Below are 21152 nucleotides of genomic sequence, written 5' to 3' on the forward strand. Positions count from 1 at the left end.
ATATTTAAAAATCAATTAAATACAACAGTTCTTTAAAATTAAAAAACCGACAGGTAAAGGACCTGTCGATTAAAAACAAAAATTGATATGGATATGATTTAGATATGATGTGTCTATTTTTTGATAATCTTTTCTGTAACTGTTTTGTGATTCTTCGTCTTAATTTTGATCAGATAGGTTCCCGGAACAAAATTTTCCATAGGTATATTCATTGAATGACCTTCCAGCACCTTCTGCCCTGACATATTGTAAATTTCATACTTCTCCAAACCTTCTTTCATCTTGATATTCACAGAATTCGTTGTAGGATTTGGATATATCTGAGCATTGGCTGATGCTTCCTTAGAAACTTCTGTTGTTGAAAGACTTTCCGGCTGAATTTTAAGCGTATAATCTTCTGCCTGGCCGATAAACCATCCTGAAGGACAAGGAAGATTCTCCAAAGTTCCCATCCATGAATTGGATTCATATGCTTTTACCAATCTGAAACGGGTTTCTCCAAGCTGCGCTCCCGCTGGAATAGTAATATTCTCTGTTGTAACCCCGGACTGTTTACCAGAAACCGGATTGGAATTGTCCAGATAACCCAGGTTAAACTTCTCATCCGCATCAAATTGGTTATTATGGTTAAAATCAATATAAGCATACACTGATACGGTATTCTGCCCTTGCGTACCTCCTGTTACGGTTATAGGATAGGTATTTCCCCGGTTTACAGTAAAGACAGTCGCCGTAAAATTTTCAAGAACGTCTGAGTTACCGTCAATAGCACTGCTTCTTACGGTTCCTGCAAATTCTACCTTGCTTATTTCGCTTACCGTAAGGCTGGTCACATTTTCAGCACCACAGTAAGGAGCCGGGAAATTCGCTGTATTTCCTATAATATTAACGGTATAATCTTCAGTCTGCCCTGCTCTTAAACCAGAATCACAGGCTGAACTGATAGAATTGGAAGCATTAGGATCAGAATAAGCCTGAACATTTGTATTCTTGAGAACCCTCATTCTTGTACTCCCGTTAGCCGCATTCGCAGGAATCACTATTGTATTGTTGATGGTAAATGCATTGGCCGGATTGGCTGCTTCAAGTCTTCCAATATAGAAGCTTTCTCCGGCATCATCAAAATTACCATTCTGGTTAAAGTCTATAAAAACAACTACATCACTCGGAAAAGTACTGGAAGGCCCCGTTACAGATATATTATAATTACTTCCGGGCTGCACATCTGTGGACATTGAAGTAAAATTCTCATAAATTTGTGCATTTCCGGACTGAACCGGTGATGAATTATTAATATTTCCGAAAGTAACGTTACTGATCATATTGCTGTCAGCTCCGTACTGAAATGCAGGCATACAATATTGCAACTGTGCATTCGCCAGCGAGCAAAGTACAATACCAGAAAGAGTAGTTATTTTTTTCATTTTTTTGTTAAATTTCTTGAGACAAATTTATATTTATTTAGAATTAATAAAAATAAGAATGTGATGATATTTATCAGTTTAGCAAAAACAGCCCTTTTATTGTCGGATAATATTCATCCAGCAACACCATTTACTAATGGATAATCAATCTGTTATAAATAAAAAAGACCCTTCTCAAATTTTGCTTTAAGAAAGATCTTTTTGTTGTAAAGAATGAAATCTAAGGAATTCTTCTCTTATCAGTTTATATTTTCGATAAGAATTGCAGACGCTCCACCTCCTCCATTGCAGATGGCAGCGATGCCCAATCTTCCTTTTTCCTGACGAAGCACATTAACCAGAGTTGTTATAATTCTGGCTCCTGAAGCACCAATCGGATGTCCCAGAGCAACCGCTCCACCATAAACATTTACTTTACTCAAATCATAACCCAAAATCTGCTGATTGGATAAAATCACTGAAGAATAGGCTTCATTAATCTCGAAATAATCAATATCAGATAAACCGAGACCTGTTTGCTTCAATAACATCTGAATGGCAATAGACGGAGAAGTGGTAAACCATTCCGGAGACTGAGCTGCATCTGCATATGCTACAATTCTGGCTAATGGTTTCAAATGATGCTGTTGTATAGCCTGAAAAGACCCTAAAAGTATCGCTGCTGCCCCGTCATTCAGGTTGCTGGAGTTAGCAGCTGTCAGTGTACCATCAGCCTCAAATGCCGGTTTCAAAACAGAAATTTTCTCCGGAATAAGCTTGTCGATGTCTTCGTCTTTATCCACGATTACAGTTCCTTTCTTTCCGCTAATTGGCATCGGGATCAGTTCATTGCTGAATTTACCGCTTTTAGCTGCTTCCTGAGCCCGATGATAGGAAAACAAAGCGTATTCATCAAGCTGCTGCCGTGTTAATCCATATTTTTTTACGCCCAATTCAGCGGCACTTCCCATATGGAAATCATTATACACGTCCCAAAGACCATCTTTGATCACACCATCAGTAAGATGGGTATCTCCCAATTTTGTTCCCAGACGGAGCTTAACGTAATGAGGAACATTACTCATACTTTCCATCCCACCGGTCATGACAATATGTTCCAGATCAAGCTGAATCTGCTGAGCACCGATCATAGCCGACTTCATACCGGAAGCACAGACTTTGTTTACCGTTGTTGCATCTTTGTCTACCGGAATTCCTCCAAAAATAGCAGCCTGTCTTGCGGGAGACTGCCCCAGCCCTGCACTGAGTACATTTCCCATGTACACACTGTCTATATGCTCCGGAGCCAATCCGATGCTTTCATAGGAATTTCTAATTGCAGCAGCTCCCAGTTGAGGAGCTGTAAGTCCGGACAGGCTTCCCATAAAGCCACCCACCGGAGTTCGTTTTGCAGCCAATATAAATACTTCTTTCATTTGAAATTATTTTTAATACCGATCAGTATATTATTAGTTAAAAAAAACTCCCCTTCCACAAGGAATACTACAAAGATAATTAAAATATACCGATTGGTATATTAAAGATTTAAAAAAAATCTCACTACGGTAAGACTTTAATTTTTTTATGTTCTACTCAGCTGATCCAGTTTTTTAAGCAGCGTAGGCATTCTGTAAGCGCCATGCATTTGTTCTACTTTCAATTGAACATCATCTACATCCATTCCTTTGGCCGTCACAAAAAGCGGTGTTTTACTTTCTCCACGGAATACACTTCTCCTTTGGGAATCCGGAGTTGTAAATTCATTTTTGGCAATCCCGATAATAGGACACTTTTCTTCCAATGCTTCGTAAAGATGTCCGCCTAAGCCTATTTTTCCATCATTGTCAAGGGTAACATATCCGTCAACAATGATAATATCTTCTGGTTTTAATGCAATTTTCGTCAGCAAACTTAAAATACAGGGTAATTCTCTTTTGTAAAATGCCCCGCTTTCATATTCTGAGCTCACAGAAGTCTGTTCTATAAAAACCTCCACTTCTTTTTCAGACGTCCAGTCCTCAAATGCAATACACACGGTATTGGCATAATCCTCATAATAATAGGTATCAAATGCGTAAATCATATTCTATTTCTTTAAAAAAACTCACCGAAATGCCACAGAATCCCTGAAGGATCATGCACAAAACACTCTTTTCCCCACTCCATGGTTCTTACAGGAGTAAGTTTTACATTCTCATAAGCATCAGTAAGTCTTAAAGATACAAGTTCCTCCCAGAATTCATCCGTATTGGCTACTTCCATAAAGATCATGGTATTATCAACCCAGTCTTTTGTATAATAATCCTGAAGATAAAATCCTATTTCCTCCCTTATAAACAGTGACAGTTTGGGCTCGAGAATAACTTCTTCAAATCCGAGATCCTTATAAAAGTTTCTGCTGATCTCAAAATTCTGTGCCCCGATAAAGGGCCTGATAGATTTTAATTTCAGTGTCATACTATTTATTTTTCCAGTGTTCATAGGTCATTTCAAATTTCACCTCTCCCTTTCCATGGGTTCCTGTCTCCTTCCATCCTGATTTTCTGTAGAAATTCTCAGCCCGTGTTCCGGGTGAAGTACCAAGCCACAGATCGTCTTTCTTTTGTTCAAAATACCAGTCGAGCATGATGTCATGAAGTTTTCTGCCGACTCCCTGATTTTCAGAATCCGGATGTACAAACAAAGCCCAGATATTATTTTCTTTCAGGTCAGCAATAGAAAAGCCTACAATCTTACCTTCTGCCTCACCTACCCATCCTTTTCCCCTGCGAAAAAGAAATTCCTCACAGTCTTTATCTGTAACCAAACCTGGATCTGACAATGTATTTTCTTTCACAGAATTTCTTACAATCTGAATCTGGGGAATATCTTCCGGTCTCGCTTCTCGGATTATTATATTCATGGTAATTGTTTTGTTGATAAGCGCAAAGGCGCAATTTTTTTAATCTTGATTATTTTTTGTCAACCACAATTCTTTCTTCCCTGTTGGCAATATCCCAGGCTGTGGTAAAAATAAGCTGGGTTCTTTTCTCCAACAATTGATAATCAATCTTTTCAGGATCATCACCCGGTTTGTGATAATCCTCATGAATACCATCAAAGAAGAAGGCTACAGGAATATTATGTTTGGCAAAATTATAGTGGTCTGAACGGTAATACAGCTGTTCAGGATCATTCAAATCATCATATTTGTAATTAAGTTCCAGATTATTCGTCCTTTTGTTAGCAGCTTCATTAATCACTTTAAGCTGAGAGCTTAACATTTCAGAACCAATTACATAAACGTATTGTTTTCCCCTGTTGGCAGGATCATCACGTCCAATCATATCAATATTAAGATCTACAACGGTATTGGCTAATGGGAAAACAGGATTTTCGGAATAATATTCTGAGCCAAACAATCCGTGTTCTTCTCCTGTAACATGAAGAAACAGAACCGATCTTTTAGGTCCTTTTCCTGCTTTTTTTGCCTGCTGAAATGCCTTGGCAATTTCCATTACCGCTACAGTTCCGCTTCCGTCATCGTCTGCTCCGTTGTACACGACTCCATTTTTTGTTCCTACATGATCATAGTGTGCAGAAACTACAACAATCTCGTCCGGTTTTTCGCTTCCTTCAATAAAAGCTAAAATATTTTCAGAATCGGGAAGGTTACCTCCGCCTCTTTTTTTCATAAACTCAGATGGAACTTTCTGATAGTATGAGCCTAATGCTTTAGGTCCGGAAATACCAAGATTTTTATAGTAATTAATCATATACTCTCCCGCCTTCTTCTGTCCTTTGCTTCCTGTATCACGTCCTTCCATATCATCTGCTGCAATAACATACAGGTTTTTCTTTAAATCCTCAGCATTAATTTCCTTGTATGCATTGTTAAACGCTTTGTTATGTTTTGTTGAAACAGGATGTGAGGCATTCCCATCAGATATTTTTGCCGTTCCACAACTGGTCACTATAGCCAAAGCAAATAACGGAATAAGTATTTTTTTCATAAAGAATAAATTTCTTAAAAATAACAAATTTTATTGAATCCCAACATGTAGAATCAAAATCACAAAATCGCATGTTATTCATTGTAAAATTAACAATACTTCAATTTAAAAACCAATACGGTGTTATTTTTTTATTATATTTGATTAAAATACAAAATAGGTGGATAAAATTTTCGGATTTACTCATTATTCCTTTTTTACAGAAATGTCCGAACTGGCAGACAGACACGGAAGCTTTGATCTTTCCCTGGGGCTCCCCGATTTTGATATTGATGAACGACTTAAAATACTTTTAAAAGAAGCTGCTGAAAAAGACACTTACCATTATGAGCCCCTCGCCGGCAATCCCCTTCTGATTGAAAGTATCATCCGTTATAATGCGAAACGGACTCACAGAATTCCTGTTACAACTAAAGAAATAACCATAGTCCCGTGTGCAACCTTTGCTTTATATACTTCCCTCAAATCAATTTTAAATCAGCATGATGAAGTAATTATTATCCAACCTTCATATTATACTTATGGACCTGCCGTTGTCATGAATGGAGGAATCCCGGTTTATTATGATCTTGATGGTGATTTTACAATCAACTGGGATTTGTTTAAAAACTGTATCACTGAAAAAACCAAAGCTGTCATTGTAAACTCTCCTCAAAATCCAACCGGAAAAGTGTGGAAAAAGGAAGACTGGAATCAATTGTATGAACTAATTAAGGACCGCGATATTTATTTGATTTCCGAAGAAATATATGACACTTACTGCTATGATGAAGTTAATCATTACAGTTCTTTTATTCATCCGGAGCTTAGGGAAAAGACGTTTTGTATCTTTTCTTTTGGCAAGATGTTTCATACTTCAGGATGGAAAGTCAGTTATATGCTTGCTTCTGAAACTTTAACAGCTAGATTTCAGTGCCACCAACAGTATATTTCTTACAGTGCCAATGCTCCTGCTCAATATGCTATCGCTAAGTATCTGGACGTGTTTGATCCGGCCGTCAATAAAGAAATAATGCAGAATAAAAGAAATATTTTTAATCAGCTGATTCAGGAAACTCCACTGCAAGTTGAACAACAGGCGGAAGGAAGTGTCTTTCAGGTCGTTAACTTCAGGGATATTTCTACTACCATGACGGATGTAGAGTTTTCAAAATGGCTTACAATTGAGAAGAATGTGTCTTGCCTTCCACTTTCGGCTTTTTATAATTCAAGGCAGAATTCAGATTATATCAGGTTCAGTTTTGCTAAAAAGGATGAACTGATTATCCAGGCGTTGGAACATTTAAAAAGGAATCTTTGATTTTTCTCATGCATTTGTTTTTTCCCGCAGATTTCACGGATTTTCACAGATGATTATGGATATTTTACTTACAAGATATTTATTTTCTTTCTATGCCAGGTTTATATGGTAAACAAAAAGCACCGCCAAGGCAGTGCTTTCATTATAGTTTAATTGATTTTAAAGAGCCAGAATTCTTACATCAATTCTTCTGTTTTTTGCTTTACATTCATCGGTGTCATTAGCGTCACATACCGGATATTGTGAACCATATCCTTCAGCTTCTACTCTGTCTGCCGAAATACCCAACTCAAGTAGTTTAAGTTTTGCTGTTTGTGCTCTTAGGTTGGATAGCTTAAGATTACTATCCTCATTACCGCTATTGTCTGTATAACCGCCTAATTTTATTTTCAGATCAGGATATGCATTTAAGATTTCAGCTAAAGTATTCAGCTGGAGTACAGATTCTGCCTTCAGATCGCTTGAACCTGTTTCAAAATAAAGGTTTTCGATGGTGTACCATTTATTAGGATCTAAAGCTGATTTGTCTTTTTGTTTTACTACATTATAAAGCTGGTAAAGCTGGCTACCATCTCCTATGGCAATCGTTTTTCCTCCATCCAGTTTTATTTTCTGAATATTTCCTGTTTCATACACAAAGTCGCCGTTTTCATTAAGATGCCCTTTAATTTCTCCCGGAACTACAGCAATTATTTTGGCATCTGCACTGACACCTGTTGCAGCACTGGTAACCCCTGTAAGACTTTCTATTTTTGCTTTTCTGTTTGCCTCTATTTTATCTTTATGTAAAACAGCTAAAGTAGGTGCAATAACCAAAGAAACAATTGACATTAACTTAATCAGAATATTCATGGAAGGTCCGGAAGTATCTTTAAACGGATCTCCAACCGTATCTCCTGTTACAGATGCTTTATGTGGCTCTGAACCTTTGTAGTAGGTCTGTCCATTGATATCAACGCCTTTTTCAAATGACTTTTTAGCATTATCCCAGGCTCCTCCCGCATTATTCTGGAACATCCCCATCAAAACCCCACATACCGTAGCACCAGCCAGAAATCCTCCCAATACTTCGGGACCGAAAATAAATCCTATCAAAAGCGGTGAGATGATTGCTATAGCACCCGGCAGCATCATTTTTCTGATGGAAGCATCTGTAGAGATAGCAACACATTTTTCATATTCAGGCTGTGCTTTCCCTTCTAAAATTCCCGGAATTTCACGAAACTGTCTTCTTACTTCTTCTACCATCGCCATGGCCGCCTGCCCAACTGCAGTGATTGCCAATGATGAAAAGATAAACGGAATCATTCCACCAACAAATAGGCCGGCCAGAACATCTGCCCTGTAAATATCAATTCCGTCAATTCCTGCAATCCCAACAAAAGCTGCAAATAAAGCTAATGCTGTTAAAGCTGCTGAAGCAATTGCAAATCCTTTTCCGGTAGCTGCCGTTGTATTTCCTACCGCATCCAGAATATCTGTTTTTTCACGCACTTCTTTGGGAAGTTCACTCATTTCGGCAATACCGCCGGCATTATCAGCAATAGGTCCAAAAGCATCAATTGCCAACTGCATAGCTGTAGTAGCCATCATTCCTGCTGCGGCAATGGCAACCCCGTAAAGTCCGGCGCACAAATAAGATCCATAGATTCCTCCAGCCAGCACGATAATCGGAAGTAAGGTAGATTCCATACCAACAGAAAGCCCTCCGATAATATTAGTTGCATGCCCCGTAGAAGACTGTCTCACGATACTGGAAACAGGTCTTTTACCCATTGCAGTATAATATTCTGTAATGATACTCATTAAAGTACCTACAACCAATCCTACCATTATGGCACCAAATACTCCCATTTTAGTAAACTCATGGCCTCTTAGAACCATTTTTTCCGGAAGGATATAAGTTACCAGGAAGTATGATGAAATGGCTGTAATAACGATACTTCCCCAGTTTCCAAGGTTTAAAGCGTTCTGTACACTGGAAGTGGATGAGCCTTCGTTATCATTAATTTTTACAAATAAAGTTCCGATCATAGAAAATATAATTCCTGTCCCTGCAATCAGCATGGGTAAAAGGATTGGAGCAAAACCTCCGAATGCATCATCAGAAATAGTTTCTCTACCTAATACCATGGTTGCCAGAACTGTTGCAACATAAGATCCGAAAAGATCGGCCCCCATTCCTGCTACATCTCCTACGTTATCACCTACGTTATCTGCAATGGTTGCAGGATTTCGGGGATCATCTTCAGGGATTCCGGCTTCTACTTTCCCTACAAGGTCAGCACCTACGTCTGCCGCTTTGGTATAAATACCGCCTCCTACTCTTGCAAAAAGTGCTATGGATTCTGCCCCCAGAGAAAATCCGGTAAGAATTTCAATAGTCTTTTCCATTTCATGAGAATCTACTGTGGCATCGGGCGCAAAGATCTGTTTAATGATCAGAAATAGTGATCCTAAGCCTAAAACAGCAAGTCCGGCAACTCCCATTCCCATAACAGAACCTCCTGTAAAAGATACTTTAAGCGCTTTCGACAGTGAAGTTCTTGCAGCTTCTGCTGTCCTGACATTGGCTTTGGTAGCAATTTTCATCCCGATAAAACCTGCTAATGCGGAAAATACAGCTCCTACGGCAAAGGCAATACCGATACTCCAATGTGAGTTGGCATTACTTGATCCCATTACGGCGAGTAAAATGGCGACTACCACCACAAAGTACATTAAGATTTTATATTCAGCCTTTAGAAAAGCCATTGCCCCGTCTGCAATATGGCCGCTGATTATTTTCATTTTTTCATTTCCGGCATTCTGTTTATTTACCCAGTTGCTCTGAAGAAATGTATAAAGCAAAGCTACGACACCAAAAATTGGCACTAACACAAATAGATCCATAGTTTAATATTTTTTTGGTAATAGAAAATTAAATATAATAAATAATTACCATCAAAGCATTAAAAAATTTAACAGTATGATGCTTATCATCAAAAAGGATAAAAATATTGCACCGAACTTATAGTTGCCAAAATTTATGAAAAAACAGTACTGAATAAGGCTTTCAGACATATTCTATGCGTAAAAAAAGGGTAAACAGAAACCTGTATACCCTCTTTTATTGTATTGCATTAAGAGAATCTTATCCTCCGAATTTATCTGCATAGTCTGTTTGAGAAGCTTTAATCACTTTTCTTGCGTGCTCAGCTCCATAAACTTCCTGGATTCTACATTTTGCAGGCTCATCCGGAAGGTTTTTATACGTAAGGAAATAGTGCATTAATCTTCTTACTTCAGCTTCTGGTAATTCAGCAATATCTCTGAAGTGTCCGAAAGCATGGTCGTTGATCATTACTGCAACGATTTTATCATCAGCTTCTCCTCCGTCGATCATTTTGAAACCTCCGATTGGAATAGCTTCCATCAATAGACCTCCGGCGTGGATGTTGTGAGAACTTAAAACACAAATATCAAGAGGGTCATGATCTCCCATTGTAACATCCGTAGCTCCTGATTCCACAGCAAGTCTCATCACTTCCTTGTCACAGTATGTTCTTGGAACAAAACCATATAAAGCAGGGATGATATTTGAAAATTTCTGTGGTCTGTCTACCTTTAAGTATCCTGTTTCTTTATCTACTTCATATTTAATAGTATCTGAAGGAACAATTTCCACAAATACGTTTACAACATTTGGCGCATCTTCTCCTGCAGAAATTCCGTGCCATGGATGTGCTTTAAAATTTGGAATCATTATTTATCTGTTATTTTTTAAGTTATTATTAAAATTTCTTTTCTTAAGTCTTCTATTGTTTCCACAATATAATCGTTTCCTTCCATGTAGTTCATGATGAAAATCGTTTTGAATTCATCCAGCTGAACCTCTCCTTTCAATCCGTCATAGGTTTTGTGAAGGAGTTCTATGATTGCATTTTTAGAGTCTACAATATTCTTCCATGAATTTTTTGTGATGTATAACTGCTGCGAAGAGTTATATTCAAATTCTTCATTGATTGTTTTTTCGGTAAGGAAAATAAACTCATGAACCGCTAGTTCTCTATCAAACTTCTGGATAAGGTTTGACGGCTTCATTCTGTCCAGAAACAAGGTCATTCTTTCGTAAGAATGTGCCTTATTCTCTGAATTCGACTTCACGGTAAGTAGTTTGATTTCCTGATTTTTAAGGGTAATGTACGAGTGTACAAATTGTCTGAGCAAAACCAAAAAAGGAATTGCAATAATTAATGCAAATGCATACGGTAGATATCCTGAAAGACTCGTCATAATTTTAGACTGCAAAATTACTAATTATTTTCCGTCTTCTAAAGAGTTTTTAAAGATATCCACTTTAGAATTTTGTATATAAACTAATGCTAAGATAATTATAAGATAAAAGCCCGACATCATCCTGTTTGCCAGAGACGGAAAAACCAGGAATCTCAACATGACAGTTCCATAAACAATTGCAAAAAACAAGACCTGGGCCTGTGTTTTTTTATTATTAAGGGAAAAATTATTAGCCAGAATAATGATGATAAAAATCAACAGCAACGGAAAATAGGAAGCATTGAACTCCAACATTATTTTACTTTTAATAAAGTGAATATAATCTGAGAGAGAAAACGGATCAGGCTGTGATACAGGGTAAATCTGAACTTTTGTAAACTGATTCATAAAGAGTGCAGACCATGAAACCTGGTTAAAAGCCTGTATTAAAAAGAAGGTAAGAACCAGATATCCATATGATATCAATAATGGAACTGTTTTCACCTGAAGCCTATTCCTATAAAAATAAATAAGGCCATACAGAAAAGAATAAAAAATAAAATATTCCGGTCTTGTGAGAATACACAGCATAGCAAAGATACCTGCAAGAAAGAAATTTTTTCTTACTAAAAATATATAGAAGCTCAAGAGAAGCAACAGACATGATAAAGAATCTGCAGAGACATGCCTGCCTGACTCCTGAAGAGGTTTGAACAGGGAAATTAAAATCGTGATGATAAAGGCAAGACTATAGTTTTTGAGAATTTTTATCAAAAAAATGAAAATCAAAATAAGAATCAGGGCGTAAGAAATAGCTGAAATTAAAGAGTTGGAAGCAGATGCACTAAAACCTAATTTAAAAAATGCCCAATTGATGAAATTATAAAAAGGCTTCACTACAAAAAGCTGTAATTCTTCCTCATAGGCTTTAGGATTTTGTGACAATATTTTGTAATAGGTACTTTCACCTTTGGCTAATTCTTTCACCATTGGATCTACAGGTCCTAATCCTGCAAAGTCAGGGTTCTTTTCCCGCAATTCATCATATACTTTCTGATGAATCTCTTCAATTTTCATTTCGGGATATTCTGTTTTATAAATCAACCCCATATAAGCTTCCATATCAGTATTGTAATAATGGTTGGCATATAGGTAGTATGACATAATGCATACATAGATTGAAAATATAAAAACAAGAATATTTTCCCTTTTTTTCATACGTTGATATTATAAGTATACAAATGTAAAAAAACTATCAACTTATATTCTTATAAAAAGCTTTTATAATAAAGGATTACAATTCAAACAATGCAGGCCTTTGAGTCACTTCATGATAACAAACACTATTTTCATCAAAGAAATGATATACCAGGCTCTTTCTTGTTCTGTTTTTATCCGTATGAGGCTCACCGCCGTGAAGAATATTGGCATGCCAGATTAATAAATCACCTTTTTTTGCGTTAAAGACTTCTTTTTTTAATCCCAGTTCTTTTACTTTATCTTCAAGAAATGTTTCATAAGCTCTGTAACTTTTCTTGCCGATTTTCAGGGCTGTACCCTCATTATCATAATCAGAATTCAGGAAATAGGGTAATTTATGACTCTTGGGAATGTAATGAAGAGCGCCATTCGTTTCATCTACATCTTCCAATGCAATCCAGACTCCAAGCAATCCTCCCAGAGGATAAGTCGTCATATGAATACTATCCGAATGTGTTTTTTGTTGGCTTCCATTGATGAAATTGATACTTTGGAAAAGTTTGGATTTTCCATCTAGTAAAACAGATAAAAATTCTAACAATTCCTTATCGCTTCCGATATTTCTAATAATTTCTGAATGATGAATGGCAAACATTAGTTTTCCTCCGTAAATAAACTTCAGTGTACCTTTTTCCATCAGCTTATCAATTTCTGTATTGATTTGATCAGCCGTTTCCGGAGTCAGAAAGTTTCTCAGAATCAGATAGCCATTATCATCATACTGAAGAACACTTTCTTTATTTTCTTCCGATAACTTTTTAAAAAAAGGAGTTTCTGTAAGCTTTGCATAATTTACCTTTCTATCACTGGCAGGAAGATGAGCAAAATCTTTACTCGAAATACTTGAAAAGTAATTCTTATTGATTCCGTATTTCTTATACAATGGAATATTATGCTTTAATTTATTCTTTTTAAACAAGTTATAAAGCATATATGATAATTTGTACTGACGAATCTGTTGTAACATAGCTGTTTTACTAAGGATTTTATAAAGTTACGGAATATTACTTAATTAGAACCAATCTAAACAATGCTTTTCATCATAAAAAGGACTTTCCTCTCATAATAAGATATCCTAATTTTTTAAAGAGGTTCTTTTTTGAATTTTCAATAATTCCATAAGGTCTTAATTCCGGGCGGAATCCTCTGAAAAACTCTTCAATATTAGGCAGCTCTCCCCCTTCAAAGTCAAAAATATGAGTTTCAATATTTTCTTTAATAACGGTATCAATCAGTACTGAAGCTCCTGATAATTTTACGTAATCTTTATCATTAAAATTACCCAAAAGTGCTACCATATTGCAGTCTGTGTAAGTAGCAATTACGTTGATCATCTTGTTTTGATAATAAAAAGCTGTGAACTTCAGGTAATCCAACTTATGAAAACTCTCAAAAATTCTCATGAATTCACACAAATCATTGTCTTTACTCAATCCTATCGTGTTGGCTTCTATAAAAGTCTTTGCTTTGTCAAAAGAGATGGTTTTAACTTCTGATTCTTTTAAAACGTCTTTATCTAAACGGAGTTTTCTTTTTCTTTTGGGAGAATAGTTGGCACGTACTTTCTCGTAAGCATTGGGATATAATAAAAAGTTCTTCTTGATTCTGATCTTTGCGCGAAGCTGGTTTACATCATTGAATGGATAAGCTCTGATCATGTAATTTTTTTCCAGATATTCTAAAAAAGCCTCATTAAGGTCAACATTATCTTTAGTGGAAAAAACACCGAGTTGCTGGCAGAGTTTCGGATTATGAACAATTTTCATCCCGTATTTTCTTACAAAAGGTACAGGCATCACAGCCTCATAATCCTTATAAACCAGAAGTTCCCATGGCATTGTAGAAGTTGTATCTAAAAAATCTTTTGTTGCAGAATATTTTCTTTGTTCGGAATTTTCTAAACATTGAGCATATTTTACAAAATCAATTTCATGGTATTTCAATCTTCTAATCATAATAATCCTGAGTCCGAGAAACTAAAATAGGAATCTTGCGTGACAATAATATGGTCTAAAAGCTGGATACTTAAAGTATTTCCTGCTTCTTTTATTTTTTGTGTAATATTGATATCTTCCCTGCTTGGTTTTAAACTTCCGGAAGGATGGTTGTGGGCAATGATAATACCCGTTGAAAAATGATCCAGTGCTGTTTTATATAGAATTCTGACATCTACGATAGACTGGCTGATTCCTCCCTGAGTAAGTTTTGAAACATGAATTACTTTGTTACTGTTGTTAAGGAAAATAGCCCAGAACTCTTCAGTTCTTAAGTCAGAAAGTTGGTTTTGAAGAATAAAATAAGCGTCACTACTGTTACCAATCAAAGTTTTTTCAGGAATTTCCTGTACTGTCTTTCTTTTTCCGATTTCTAAAGCTGAAATAATCGAAATCGCTTTTGTAACTCCAATTCCTTTGAATTTCATCAGATCTTTAGCAGAAAGTAAGCTCAACTGATGCCAACTGTTATTAACTGAGGCTAAAATTTTCCGTGCCAGTTCCAGAGCATTTTCCTCTCTATTTCCACTTCCCATAATAATAGCCAGCAGCTCAGAATCAGAAAGTGAGCTTTTGCCTTTCTGCAAAAACTTTTCTCTGGGTCTGTCATCTTCTGCAAGAAATTTTATAGCCATGAAAAAAAGGTTATGAATTAATAAAATGCATACAAGATCACCGGCTTTGTCGACTGATCAATATATATTGCTGTTTCTTTAAGAGCATTTACCGAAAGCATCGGACATCCTAAGCTTAAACATGCCGGAGTCTGAGATTCCACATCAGGAATACATCCGTAGGAATGAAGGACAATTGCCCTCTGCATTGCATTGCTGTTGGTAGAATCAAGCCCTTTTAACCGGTAAGCTTTACCAAACTTTCCTACATAGCTTTCTCCGATGGCATATTTTCCCAGAGACGACTGATAAGAACCTTCAACATTACTGAATTTTAAAGCATCAGACTGTGGAATGACTGAACCTGAACCATGGGATACAACAGCCTGCTGTACAATTGTATTATTTTTCAGGTTATAAATGAAATAACGATACTTCCCGGAAGGAATCTTAAAGTTGATAAAAACAGCCAATTCCTGATTATACTCTTTTCCTTTAATATAATTTTTAATTTCCGAAATCCTTGTCTGAGGCACATTCAATGAATTCAACTGCTGAGATTCAGCTTTTGAGCAGGAAATTAAAATTATAAAAAGAAAAATAAAGTGTTTCATCATCTGCTATTGTATGCTTCTATTCTATGATCATTCCGTCTTTCATAACGAGCTTGCGGTCTGTAATTTCTGCAAGATTCGGGTTGTGGGTTACAATCACAAAAGTCTGGTTATATTTGTCTCTAAGATCAAAAAACAATCTGTGAAGATCATCTGCGTTCTTGGAATCCAGGTTTCCTGTAGGCTCATCCGCAAAAATAATTTTGGGTGAATTGATTAAAGCTCTAGCTACAGCGACCCTTTGTGCTTCTCCACCTGAAAGCTGATTAGGTTTGTGATTCAGTCTTTGTTCTATCTTCAGATCTTCAAATAAGGCATACGCTTTTTCTAGCGCTTCTCTTTCATTGGCTCCAGCTATTTTAGTCGGAAGCAATACATTTTCCAGCGCTGTAAACTCCGGAAGAAGCTGATGAAACTGAAATACAAAACCAATGTTCTGATTTCTGAACTTTGACAGCTGCTTGTCATTCATATTAATAAATGACTCTCCCGCTATTTCAATTTCAGTATCATATTTGTTTGATTGGCTCGGATGATCCAGCGTTCCTAAAATCTGCAGTAACGTAGATTTACCTGCACCTGATTCTCCTACAATAGAAACTACCTCTCCCATTTTGATATGGATATCAACTCCTTTCAGTACTTCTAAATTCCCATAAGATTTATGGATATTTCTTGCTTTAATCATGTTTCAAAAATAGTGAATTGCCTTCAAATAAAAAACCGCTTTTTGAAGCGGTTTATATTTTATTTTAGTTTTATTCCGATTAGATTTTCTTCATCCACTTATATAGGTCTTTTCTATTATTTTTTTAATTATTTCCTTTATATTTTGGCTATAAAAATTATGTGAAAAGTATTATTTTCTTTTTCAGAGTTTATTAGTAATCTGCATTTTAATTTACCCAAAACCAAAAAAACCTCCCGGTTTGGGAGGTTTCAATATTTTCACTTCAGAAAATTACAGTAACAATGTTAATGGACTTTCTAAATATGTTCTTAATGTCTGTAAGAATTGAGCACCTGTAGCTCCATCTACCACTCTGTGGTCACATGCCAATGAAAGTTTCATTGTATTTCCAACTACGATCTGACCATCTTTTACAATTGGTTTCTCGATAATTGCTCCTACTGAAAGGATGGCAGAGTTTGGCTGGTTGATGATACTTGTAAACGTTTCAATTCCGAACATTCCTAAGTTAGAAATAGAGAATGTAGATCCTTCCATTTCGTTAGCCTTAAGACCTTTGCTCTTAGCTCTTGAGGCCATATCTTTTACGGATGCAGAAATCTGGGTATACGTCATCTGATCTGTATTTTTCAATACAGGAACTACCAATCCGTCAGGAATAGCTACTGCTACACCAATATTGATATTTCCTCTGTGGATGATCTTATCACCTGCCCAGCTTGAATTTACCTGAGGGTGTTTTCTTAAAGCAATTGCAGTAGCTTTAATGATCATATCATTGAAAGAGATCTTAGTATCAGGTAAAGAATTGATTTCTTTTCTTGCTTCAATAGCTTTATCCATGTTGATCTCAACCATCAGATAGTAATGAGGAGCAGAGAATTTACTTTCAGAAAGACGTTTTGCAATAATATTTCTTACCTGAGAGTTTGGAGTCTCTGTATCTTCACCCTGTACAAAGCTTACTGCAACCGGAGCAGCACTTGCTGTCGGAGCTGAAGCAGCTGATTTCGCAGCTGGCTGATAGTTTTCAATATCTTTTTTAACAATTCTTCCATTTTCACCAGATCCCTGAACACTGTGGATATCAACTCCTTTATCCTGGGCCATTTTCTTAGCCAGTGGAGAGATTGCTACTCTGTCAGAAGATGAAGAGTCTGCAGCAGGAGCCGCTTTTTCTTCTGGTTTAGCTTCTGCTTTTTGTTCAGCTGGTTTTTCAGTTGATGCAGCTGCAGCTTTTGGAGCGCCTACAGCAGAGACATCTGTTCCTGCAGGACCAATGATTGCTAATACAGAATCAACCGGAGCAGCACCTCCTTCTTCTACACCCTGCTTCAATAATACTCCATTGAATTCAGACTCAAAATCCTGTACTGCTTTATCTGTTTCGATCTCAGCAAGAAGATCTCCTTCTTTCACTGTATCTCCAACATTTTTGTGCCATTTAGCTACTTTACCTTCTGTCATTGTATCAGAAAGTCTTGGCATTGTAATAACTTCTACTCCAGCCGGAACTTCTGTTGCAGCAGGTGTAGCAGTTTCTGCTTTAGGCTGTTCTTCTGATTTTTTTTCTTCAGTTCCTGCAGCGGGAGCAGCAGCTCCACCTGTCAATCCTGAAATATCTTCTCCTTCATTCCCGATAATAGCCAAAACAGAGTCTACAGCAGCAGCACCTCCTTCTTCTACGCCTACGTATAAAAGGGTACCTTCTATTTCAGATTCAAAATCCTGAACAGCTTTATCGGTTTCAATTTCCGCTAAAATATCTCCTTCTTTTACTTTATCTCCTACTTTTTTATGCCATTTTGCCACTTTACCTTCCGTCATAGTGTCGGACAGGCGGGGCATCGTAATTACTTCTGCCATAATTTTCTAATATGATAATTTGTTAATGTGATGATGAGAGAATTAAAAAATCTAATTCATTTTCAAATTCTCAAATTATCTAATTATTAATTTTCTAATTTGTCTAGGAATGGATAGTTTTCCTGAGCATATACATACTCATAGATCTTTTCTGCTTCTGGATATGGAGAATTTTCCATAAATTCGATACACTCCTCAACGAAGTCTCTTGACTTATTATCCATAGCTTCCAAGTCTGCTTCCGTAGCCCATCCGTTTTCTAAAATTCTGTGCTTTACAAGCTCAATTGGGTCATCATTTTTATGAATAGCCACTTCTTCTTTAGATCTGTATGGTTCAGCATCAGACATAGAGTGTCCTCTGTATCGGTATGTTCTTGCTTCAATGAATGTAGGTCCGTCTCCTCTTCTTGCTCTTTCAATAGCCTCATAAGCAGCTTCAGCTACTTTTACAGGATCCATTGCATCTACAGCAAGACAAGGCATTTCGTATCCTAATCCTAATTTATAGATATCTTCGTGATTGGCAGTTCTTTTTACAGAAGTTCCCATTGCATATTGGTTGTTTTCTACCACAAATACTACAGGAAGCTTCCAGTTCATTGCCATGTTGAAGGTCTCATGTAAAGAACCTTGTCTTGCAGCTCCGTCTCCAAAGAAACAGATGTTCACTGCTTTTCTGTCAAAATATTTATCTGCAAAAGCAATACCTGCACCCAAAGGAATTTGTCCTCCAACGATACCATGTCCTCCGTAAAAACGGTGCTCTTTACTGAAAATGTGCATAGATCCACCCATACCTCCGGATGTACCTGTAGCCTTACCGCAAAGTTCAGCCATAATTCTTTTAGGATCTACGCCCATCGCCATTGGATGGATGTGGCATCTGTAAGCAGTAATCATACTATCCTTTGTAAGATCCATAGCATGTGTGAATCCTGCAGGGATAGCTTCCTGACCGTTATACAAATGTAAAAAACCTCTGATCTTTTGTTTTAGGTAAAGAGAACGGCATTTGTCTTCAAACCTTCTCCACATTGTCATATCTTCATACCACTTCAGGTATACCTCTTTAGAAAATTCTTTCATGTGTTAGCTCTTGCTTTTTTATGATGAAATAGTTGAGCAAAATTATGAAAAAAACTTTGTTTTTATTCTATACATAGATAACTTTTCGTTTTTTCTGTAAAATCTATTTGCAGGCCGAACGGATTATTCTTAATTTTCGACCCCTGGAAAGACTGATGAAGCAGCACTTTATCCTTTACATTCTTACCACGATATATGAGGAATCTGCCTATCCATGTGGCTTTTCTGAAACAATACATAATTAGGAGATCTCAGGATTTGGTACTTTTTGCTCTACTATTTCTTTCCTCTTTAATTATTGTTAATATATCTTTTGGTTATTTTAATAGCTTCTTTTCCGGAGAAAAATCTGTAAGTTTCAGGGTTCTGTCTTCAATTTCATTAACGAAATTACCATATTGTTTCGCTGTTCTGGCTTTAATCTCCTTCCATTCTTTATCTGCCATAAATCCTTCCCATGCAGTTTTCATTGCATTTTCATCTTTCCATTCAAGCAGGTATACAAATTCTGTTTTTTCCCTGAATTCCGATTCCCAGGTTGCTACAATGGTAAAACCGTATTTTTTCATTATCCTGAGCGCATGATCCCGGAAACGGTCCAGAAAAACCTGCTTATTCTCTTTGGGAACCTCATAAATTCTTAACTGATGTACAGGGGCCGGCATCGCAGAAATATTTTCATGAGAAAGCTTTTGTCCAAAAGTAAAATAACCTGCAATGATCAAAAGGAATGTGAATAGATGTTTCATTATATAAGGATTAAAACTGATTAGTTAAAGGTATACATTTTCGGTAAAATTTAATATTAATTTAAATAGCAGAAAAATATTTTATTTTATCAAAAGTAACTGAAATCCAATCATTTTCATATTATTCAGCTCCTTTCACACCTCTGTTTTCCATTTGTTTTTTGGGGTTATAATGGTATATTTGATTTTTAAACTTGATTATGGAAGAAAAACAGTCTTCATTGCTACATAAAATTTCAAAAGTCATTTCTGATTTTTTTAATCCATTGGTCTCTCTGATCATTTTCTTTACATTTATGAGCATCAGGGAATACACCCTTAAAGATTCTATGATGTACTTCATTCCCATATTAGCAATGATTATTATTCCAGTTGTCATTTGGCTGGTGTGGAATGTGAAAACAGGAAGGTATACCAATATGGATGTCTCCAACCGGGTTCAAAGGAAAACATTGTACATATTTATTGCAGCCTGTGTGATTGCTTATCTTCTTTTCCATTATATCAGAAACGGATCTGTTGATCTTGTCATGCTGTTTATTTTAATTCTTCTTTTTGCCTTACAGATCAGCAATCTTTTCATCAAAAGCTCGATGCATACCGCATTCAATATATTTGTAGCAGCCTTATTTTTTAGCCTTGACTGGAAAATGGGTCTGCTATGGCTGGGAATTGCCACTTTGGTTGGGATTACCCGGGTTATTTTAAAAAGACATACCGTAAAAGAGGTATTTATGGGAGCCGGAATAGCTTTTATGGTATCTTTTATCTATCTTTATTGCAATATTCAATTTCAACATTAGAATACTCTATGAAAATAAATCATCTTACTGCCGCAGAAGAAAACTTTATGAAGCTGTTTTGGAAAATGGAATCTTTCTATCTGAAGGACGTTATGGAGCAGCATCCGGAACCTAAACCACACCAGAATACGGTTTCCACTTATTTGAAAATACTGGTTGAGAAAGGCTACCTATCCACCGTAAAAGAAGGAAGAATTTTCAAATACACAGTACTTGTTCCTCTGGAAGGATATAAAAAATTCCTATTGAAAGAACTATCGAATACCTTCTTTAATAATTCTGGGAAGGAGATTCTGGAACTTTTATTAAACGAAAAATTAATTTCCCAGGAAGATATGAAAGGATATTTTGACTTAAAAATCGAAATAAAACCATCAAAAGTTGAAGAACCAAAGTTTGAAATTGCTGAAGAAATCTTAAGTCCTAAAAAAGAGAAGAAGGCTAAAGGAAAAGAGAAAGAAAAGGAGAAAGAAAAGGAGAAGGAGAAGGACAAAAAGAAAAAGAAGAAAAAAGATTAATCT

General features: G+C 36.4%; 21 protein-coding genes. 3 read left to right on the forward strand and 18 right to left on the reverse strand.

Annotated features, from left to right (window positions below):
* Positions 1-113: 113 nt before the first annotated feature.
* From FW781_RS17820 to FW781_RS17845, 6 genes are all read right to left on the reverse strand, one after another.
* A complete protein-coding gene (locus FW781_RS17820; RefSeq protein ID WP_149388654.1) occupies positions 114-1424 on the reverse strand; it encodes a T9SS type A sorting domain-containing protein in 1311 nt (436 codons plus the stop codon).
* Positions 1425-1663: 239 nt separating this feature from the next.
* Positions 1664-2839 carry an acetyl-CoA C-acyltransferase gene (locus FW781_RS17825; RefSeq protein WP_149388655.1) on the reverse strand — a complete coding sequence of 392 codons (1176 nt, stop codon included), beginning with the start codon at positions 2837-2839 and terminating at the stop codon, positions 1664-1666.
* Positions 2840-2985: 146 nt separating this feature from the next.
* Positions 2986-3486, reverse strand: a complete 501-nt coding sequence (locus FW781_RS17830; RefSeq protein ID WP_149388656.1) for an endonuclease V — start codon at positions 3484-3486, stop codon at positions 2986-2988.
* An 11-nt stretch (positions 3487-3497) separates the two neighbouring features.
* Positions 3498-3860, reverse strand: coding sequence for a VOC family protein (locus FW781_RS17835; protein WP_149388657.1), 363 nt, complete (start codon positions 3858-3860; stop codon positions 3498-3500).
* Position 3861: 1 nt separating this feature from the next.
* Positions 3862-4305 carry a GNAT family N-acetyltransferase gene (locus FW781_RS17840; RefSeq protein ID WP_228720227.1) on the reverse strand — a complete coding sequence of 148 codons (444 nt, stop codon included), beginning with the start codon at positions 4303-4305 and terminating at the stop codon, positions 3862-3864.
* Between the two features lie 49 nt (positions 4306-4354).
* Positions 4355-5395, reverse strand: coding sequence for a M28 family metallopeptidase (locus FW781_RS17845; protein WP_149388658.1), 1041 nt, complete (start codon positions 5393-5395; stop codon positions 4355-4357).
* Positions 5396-5555: 160 nt separating this feature from the next.
* Between FW781_RS17845 and FW781_RS17850 the strand changes: the two genes are divergently transcribed.
* Positions 5556-6695 carry an aminotransferase class I/II-fold pyridoxal phosphate-dependent enzyme gene (locus FW781_RS17850; protein ID WP_149388659.1) on the forward strand — a complete coding sequence of 380 codons (1140 nt, stop codon included), beginning with the start codon at positions 5556-5558 and terminating at the stop codon, positions 6693-6695.
* Between the two features lie 159 nt (positions 6696-6854).
* On the opposite strand, the gene FW781_RS17855 is transcribed toward FW781_RS17850, so the two are convergent.
* The 12 genes from FW781_RS17855 to FW781_RS17910 all read right to left on the reverse strand — a co-directional run bounded on the left by FW781_RS17855 (position 6855) and on the right by FW781_RS17910 (position 19828).
* On the reverse strand, positions 6855-9587 hold the full coding sequence (locus FW781_RS17855) for a sodium-translocating pyrophosphatase (protein WP_149388660.1): 2733 nt from the start codon (positions 9585-9587) through the stop codon (positions 6855-6857).
* A 241-nt stretch (positions 9588-9828) separates the two neighbouring features.
* The gene (locus FW781_RS17860; protein WP_089691215.1) at positions 9829-10440 is read right to left on the reverse strand and encodes an inorganic pyrophosphatase; all 612 of its coding nucleotides are present in this window, start codon (positions 10438-10440) and stop codon (positions 9829-9831) included.
* 17 nt (positions 10441-10457) lie between these two features.
* The gene (locus FW781_RS17865) at positions 10458-10970 is read right to left on the reverse strand and encodes a DUF7935 family protein (RefSeq protein WP_149388661.1); all 513 of its coding nucleotides are present in this window, start codon (positions 10968-10970) and stop codon (positions 10458-10460) included.
* A 24-nt stretch (positions 10971-10994) separates the two neighbouring features.
* Positions 10995-12116 carry a hypothetical protein gene (locus tag FW781_RS17870; RefSeq protein WP_172625760.1) on the reverse strand — a complete coding sequence of 374 codons (1122 nt, stop codon included), beginning with the start codon at positions 12114-12116 and terminating at the stop codon, positions 10995-10997.
* A 130-nt stretch (positions 12117-12246) separates the two neighbouring features.
* Positions 12247-13179 carry a phytanoyl-CoA dioxygenase family protein gene (locus FW781_RS17875; RefSeq protein WP_149388663.1) on the reverse strand — a complete coding sequence of 311 codons (933 nt, stop codon included), beginning with the start codon at positions 13177-13179 and terminating at the stop codon, positions 12247-12249.
* A gap of 73 nt (positions 13180-13252) precedes the next feature.
* Positions 13253-14167, reverse strand: a complete 915-nt coding sequence (locus FW781_RS17880; protein WP_149388664.1) for a hypothetical protein — start codon at positions 14165-14167, stop codon at positions 13253-13255.
* On the reverse strand, positions 14164-14841 hold the full coding sequence (gene radC / locus FW781_RS17885; protein WP_149388665.1) for a RadC family protein: 678 nt from the start codon (positions 14839-14841) through the stop codon (positions 14164-14166). Before radC ends, FW781_RS17880 begins: the two co-directional genes overlap by 4 nt.
* Positions 14842-14858: 17 nt before the next feature.
* Positions 14859-15371 (reverse strand): murein L,D-transpeptidase catalytic domain-containing protein, encoded by a 513-nt coding sequence (locus FW781_RS17890; RefSeq protein WP_228720228.1) that lies wholly within the window; start codon positions 15369-15371, stop codon positions 14859-14861.
* Between the two features lie 82 nt (positions 15372-15453).
* Positions 15454-16122, reverse strand: a complete 669-nt coding sequence (locus FW781_RS17895) for an ABC transporter ATP-binding protein (protein ID WP_121487614.1) — start codon at positions 16120-16122, stop codon at positions 15454-15456.
* A 273-nt stretch (positions 16123-16395) separates the two neighbouring features.
* Entirely contained in the window at positions 16396-17991 is a 1596-nt protein-coding gene (locus FW781_RS17900; RefSeq protein WP_149388667.1) for a pyruvate dehydrogenase complex dihydrolipoamide acetyltransferase, read from the reverse strand.
* A gap of 86 nt (positions 17992-18077) precedes the next feature.
* Positions 18078-19079: a pyruvate dehydrogenase (acetyl-transferring) E1 component subunit alpha gene (gene pdhA / locus FW781_RS17905; RefSeq protein ID WP_149388668.1), complete on the reverse strand. Its 1002-nt coding sequence runs from the start codon at positions 19077-19079 to the stop codon at positions 18078-18080.
* 317 nt (positions 19080-19396) lie between these two features.
* Positions 19397-19828: an NIPSNAP family protein gene (locus FW781_RS17910; RefSeq protein ID WP_198425309.1), complete on the reverse strand. Its 432-nt coding sequence runs from the start codon at positions 19826-19828 to the stop codon at positions 19397-19399.
* Positions 19829-20028: 200 nt separating this feature from the next.
* Between FW781_RS17910 and FW781_RS17915 the strand changes: the two genes are divergently transcribed.
* Positions 20029-20631 carry a phosphatase PAP2 family protein gene (locus FW781_RS17915; protein WP_149388669.1) on the forward strand — a complete coding sequence of 201 codons (603 nt, stop codon included), beginning with the start codon at positions 20029-20031 and terminating at the stop codon, positions 20629-20631.
* Between the two features lie 8 nt (positions 20632-20639).
* Complete coding sequence (locus FW781_RS17920) at positions 20640-21149, forward strand: BlaI/MecI/CopY family transcriptional regulator (protein WP_149388670.1); 510 nt, start codon at positions 20640-20642, stop codon at positions 21147-21149.
* Positions 21150-21152: the final 3 nt, after the last annotated feature.

Source organism: Chryseobacterium panacisoli, assembly GCF_008274625.1.
GTDB classification, from domain to species: Bacteria; Bacteroidota; Bacteroidia; order Flavobacteriales; family Weeksellaceae; genus Chryseobacterium; species Chryseobacterium panacisoli.

What these genes read in the sequence shown, in the direction of transcription:
- FW781_RS17825 (WP_149388655.1), bottom strand. Translation starts at nt 2,839, where the DNA reads ATGAAAGAAGTATTTATATTGGCTGCAAAACGAACTCCGGTGGGTGGC.
- FW781_RS17835 (WP_149388657.1), bottom strand. Translation starts at nt 3,860, where the DNA reads ATGACACTGAAATTAAAATCTATCAGGCCCTTTATCGGGGCACAGAAT.
- FW781_RS17875 (WP_149388663.1), bottom strand. Translation starts at nt 13,179, where the DNA reads ATGTTACAACAGATTCGTCAGTACAAATTATCATATATGCTTTATAAC.
- FW781_RS17845 (WP_149388658.1), bottom strand. Translation starts at nt 5,395, where the DNA reads ATGAAAAAAATACTTATTCCGTTATTTGCTTTGGCTATAGTGACCAGT.
- FW781_RS17900 (WP_149388667.1), bottom strand. Translation starts at nt 17,991, where the DNA reads ATGGCAGAAGTAATTACGATGCCCCGCCTGTCCGACACTATGACGGAA.
- pdhA (WP_149388668.1), bottom strand. Translation starts at nt 19,079, where the DNA reads ATGAAAGAATTTTCTAAAGAGGTATACCTGAAGTGGTATGAAGATATG.
- FW781_RS17895 (WP_121487614.1), bottom strand. Translation starts at nt 16,122, where the DNA reads ATGATTAAAGCAAGAAATATCCATAAATCTTATGGGAATTTAGAAGTA.
- FW781_RS17830 (WP_149388656.1), bottom strand. Translation starts at nt 3,486, where the DNA reads ATGATTTACGCATTTGATACCTATTATTATGAGGATTATGCCAATACC.
- FW781_RS17880 (WP_149388664.1), bottom strand. Translation starts at nt 14,167, where the DNA reads ATGATTAGAAGATTGAAATACCATGAAATTGATTTTGTAAAATATGCT.
- FW781_RS17870 (WP_172625760.1), bottom strand. Translation starts at nt 12,116, where the DNA reads ATGTCATACTACCTATATGCCAACCATTATTACAATACTGATATGGAA.
- FW781_RS17915 (WP_149388669.1), top strand. Translation starts at nt 20,029, where the DNA reads ATGGAAGAAAAACAGTCTTCATTGCTACATAAAATTTCAAAAGTCATT.
- FW781_RS17860 (WP_089691215.1), bottom strand. Translation starts at nt 10,440, where the DNA reads ATGATTCCAAATTTTAAAGCACATCCATGGCACGGAATTTCTGCAGGA.
- FW781_RS17820 (WP_149388654.1), bottom strand. Translation starts at nt 1,424, where the DNA reads ATGAAAAAAATAACTACTCTTTCTGGTATTGTACTTTGCTCGCTGGCG.
- FW781_RS17840 (WP_228720227.1), bottom strand. Translation starts at nt 4,305, where the DNA reads ATGAATATAATAATCCGAGAAGCGAGACCGGAAGATATTCCCCAGATT.
- FW781_RS17855 (WP_149388660.1), bottom strand. Translation starts at nt 9,587, where the DNA reads ATGGATCTATTTGTGTTAGTGCCAATTTTTGGTGTCGTAGCTTTGCTT.
- FW781_RS17865 (WP_149388661.1), bottom strand. Translation starts at nt 10,970, where the DNA reads ATGACGAGTCTTTCAGGATATCTACCGTATGCATTTGCATTAATTATT.
- FW781_RS17920 (WP_149388670.1), top strand. Translation starts at nt 20,640, where the DNA reads ATGAAAATAAATCATCTTACTGCCGCAGAAGAAAACTTTATGAAGCTG.
- radC (WP_149388665.1), bottom strand. Translation starts at nt 14,841, where the DNA reads ATGGCTATAAAATTTCTTGCAGAAGATGACAGACCCAGAGAAAAGTTT.
- FW781_RS17910 (WP_198425309.1), bottom strand. Translation starts at nt 19,828, where the DNA reads ATGAAACATCTATTCACATTCCTTTTGATCATTGCAGGTTATTTTACT.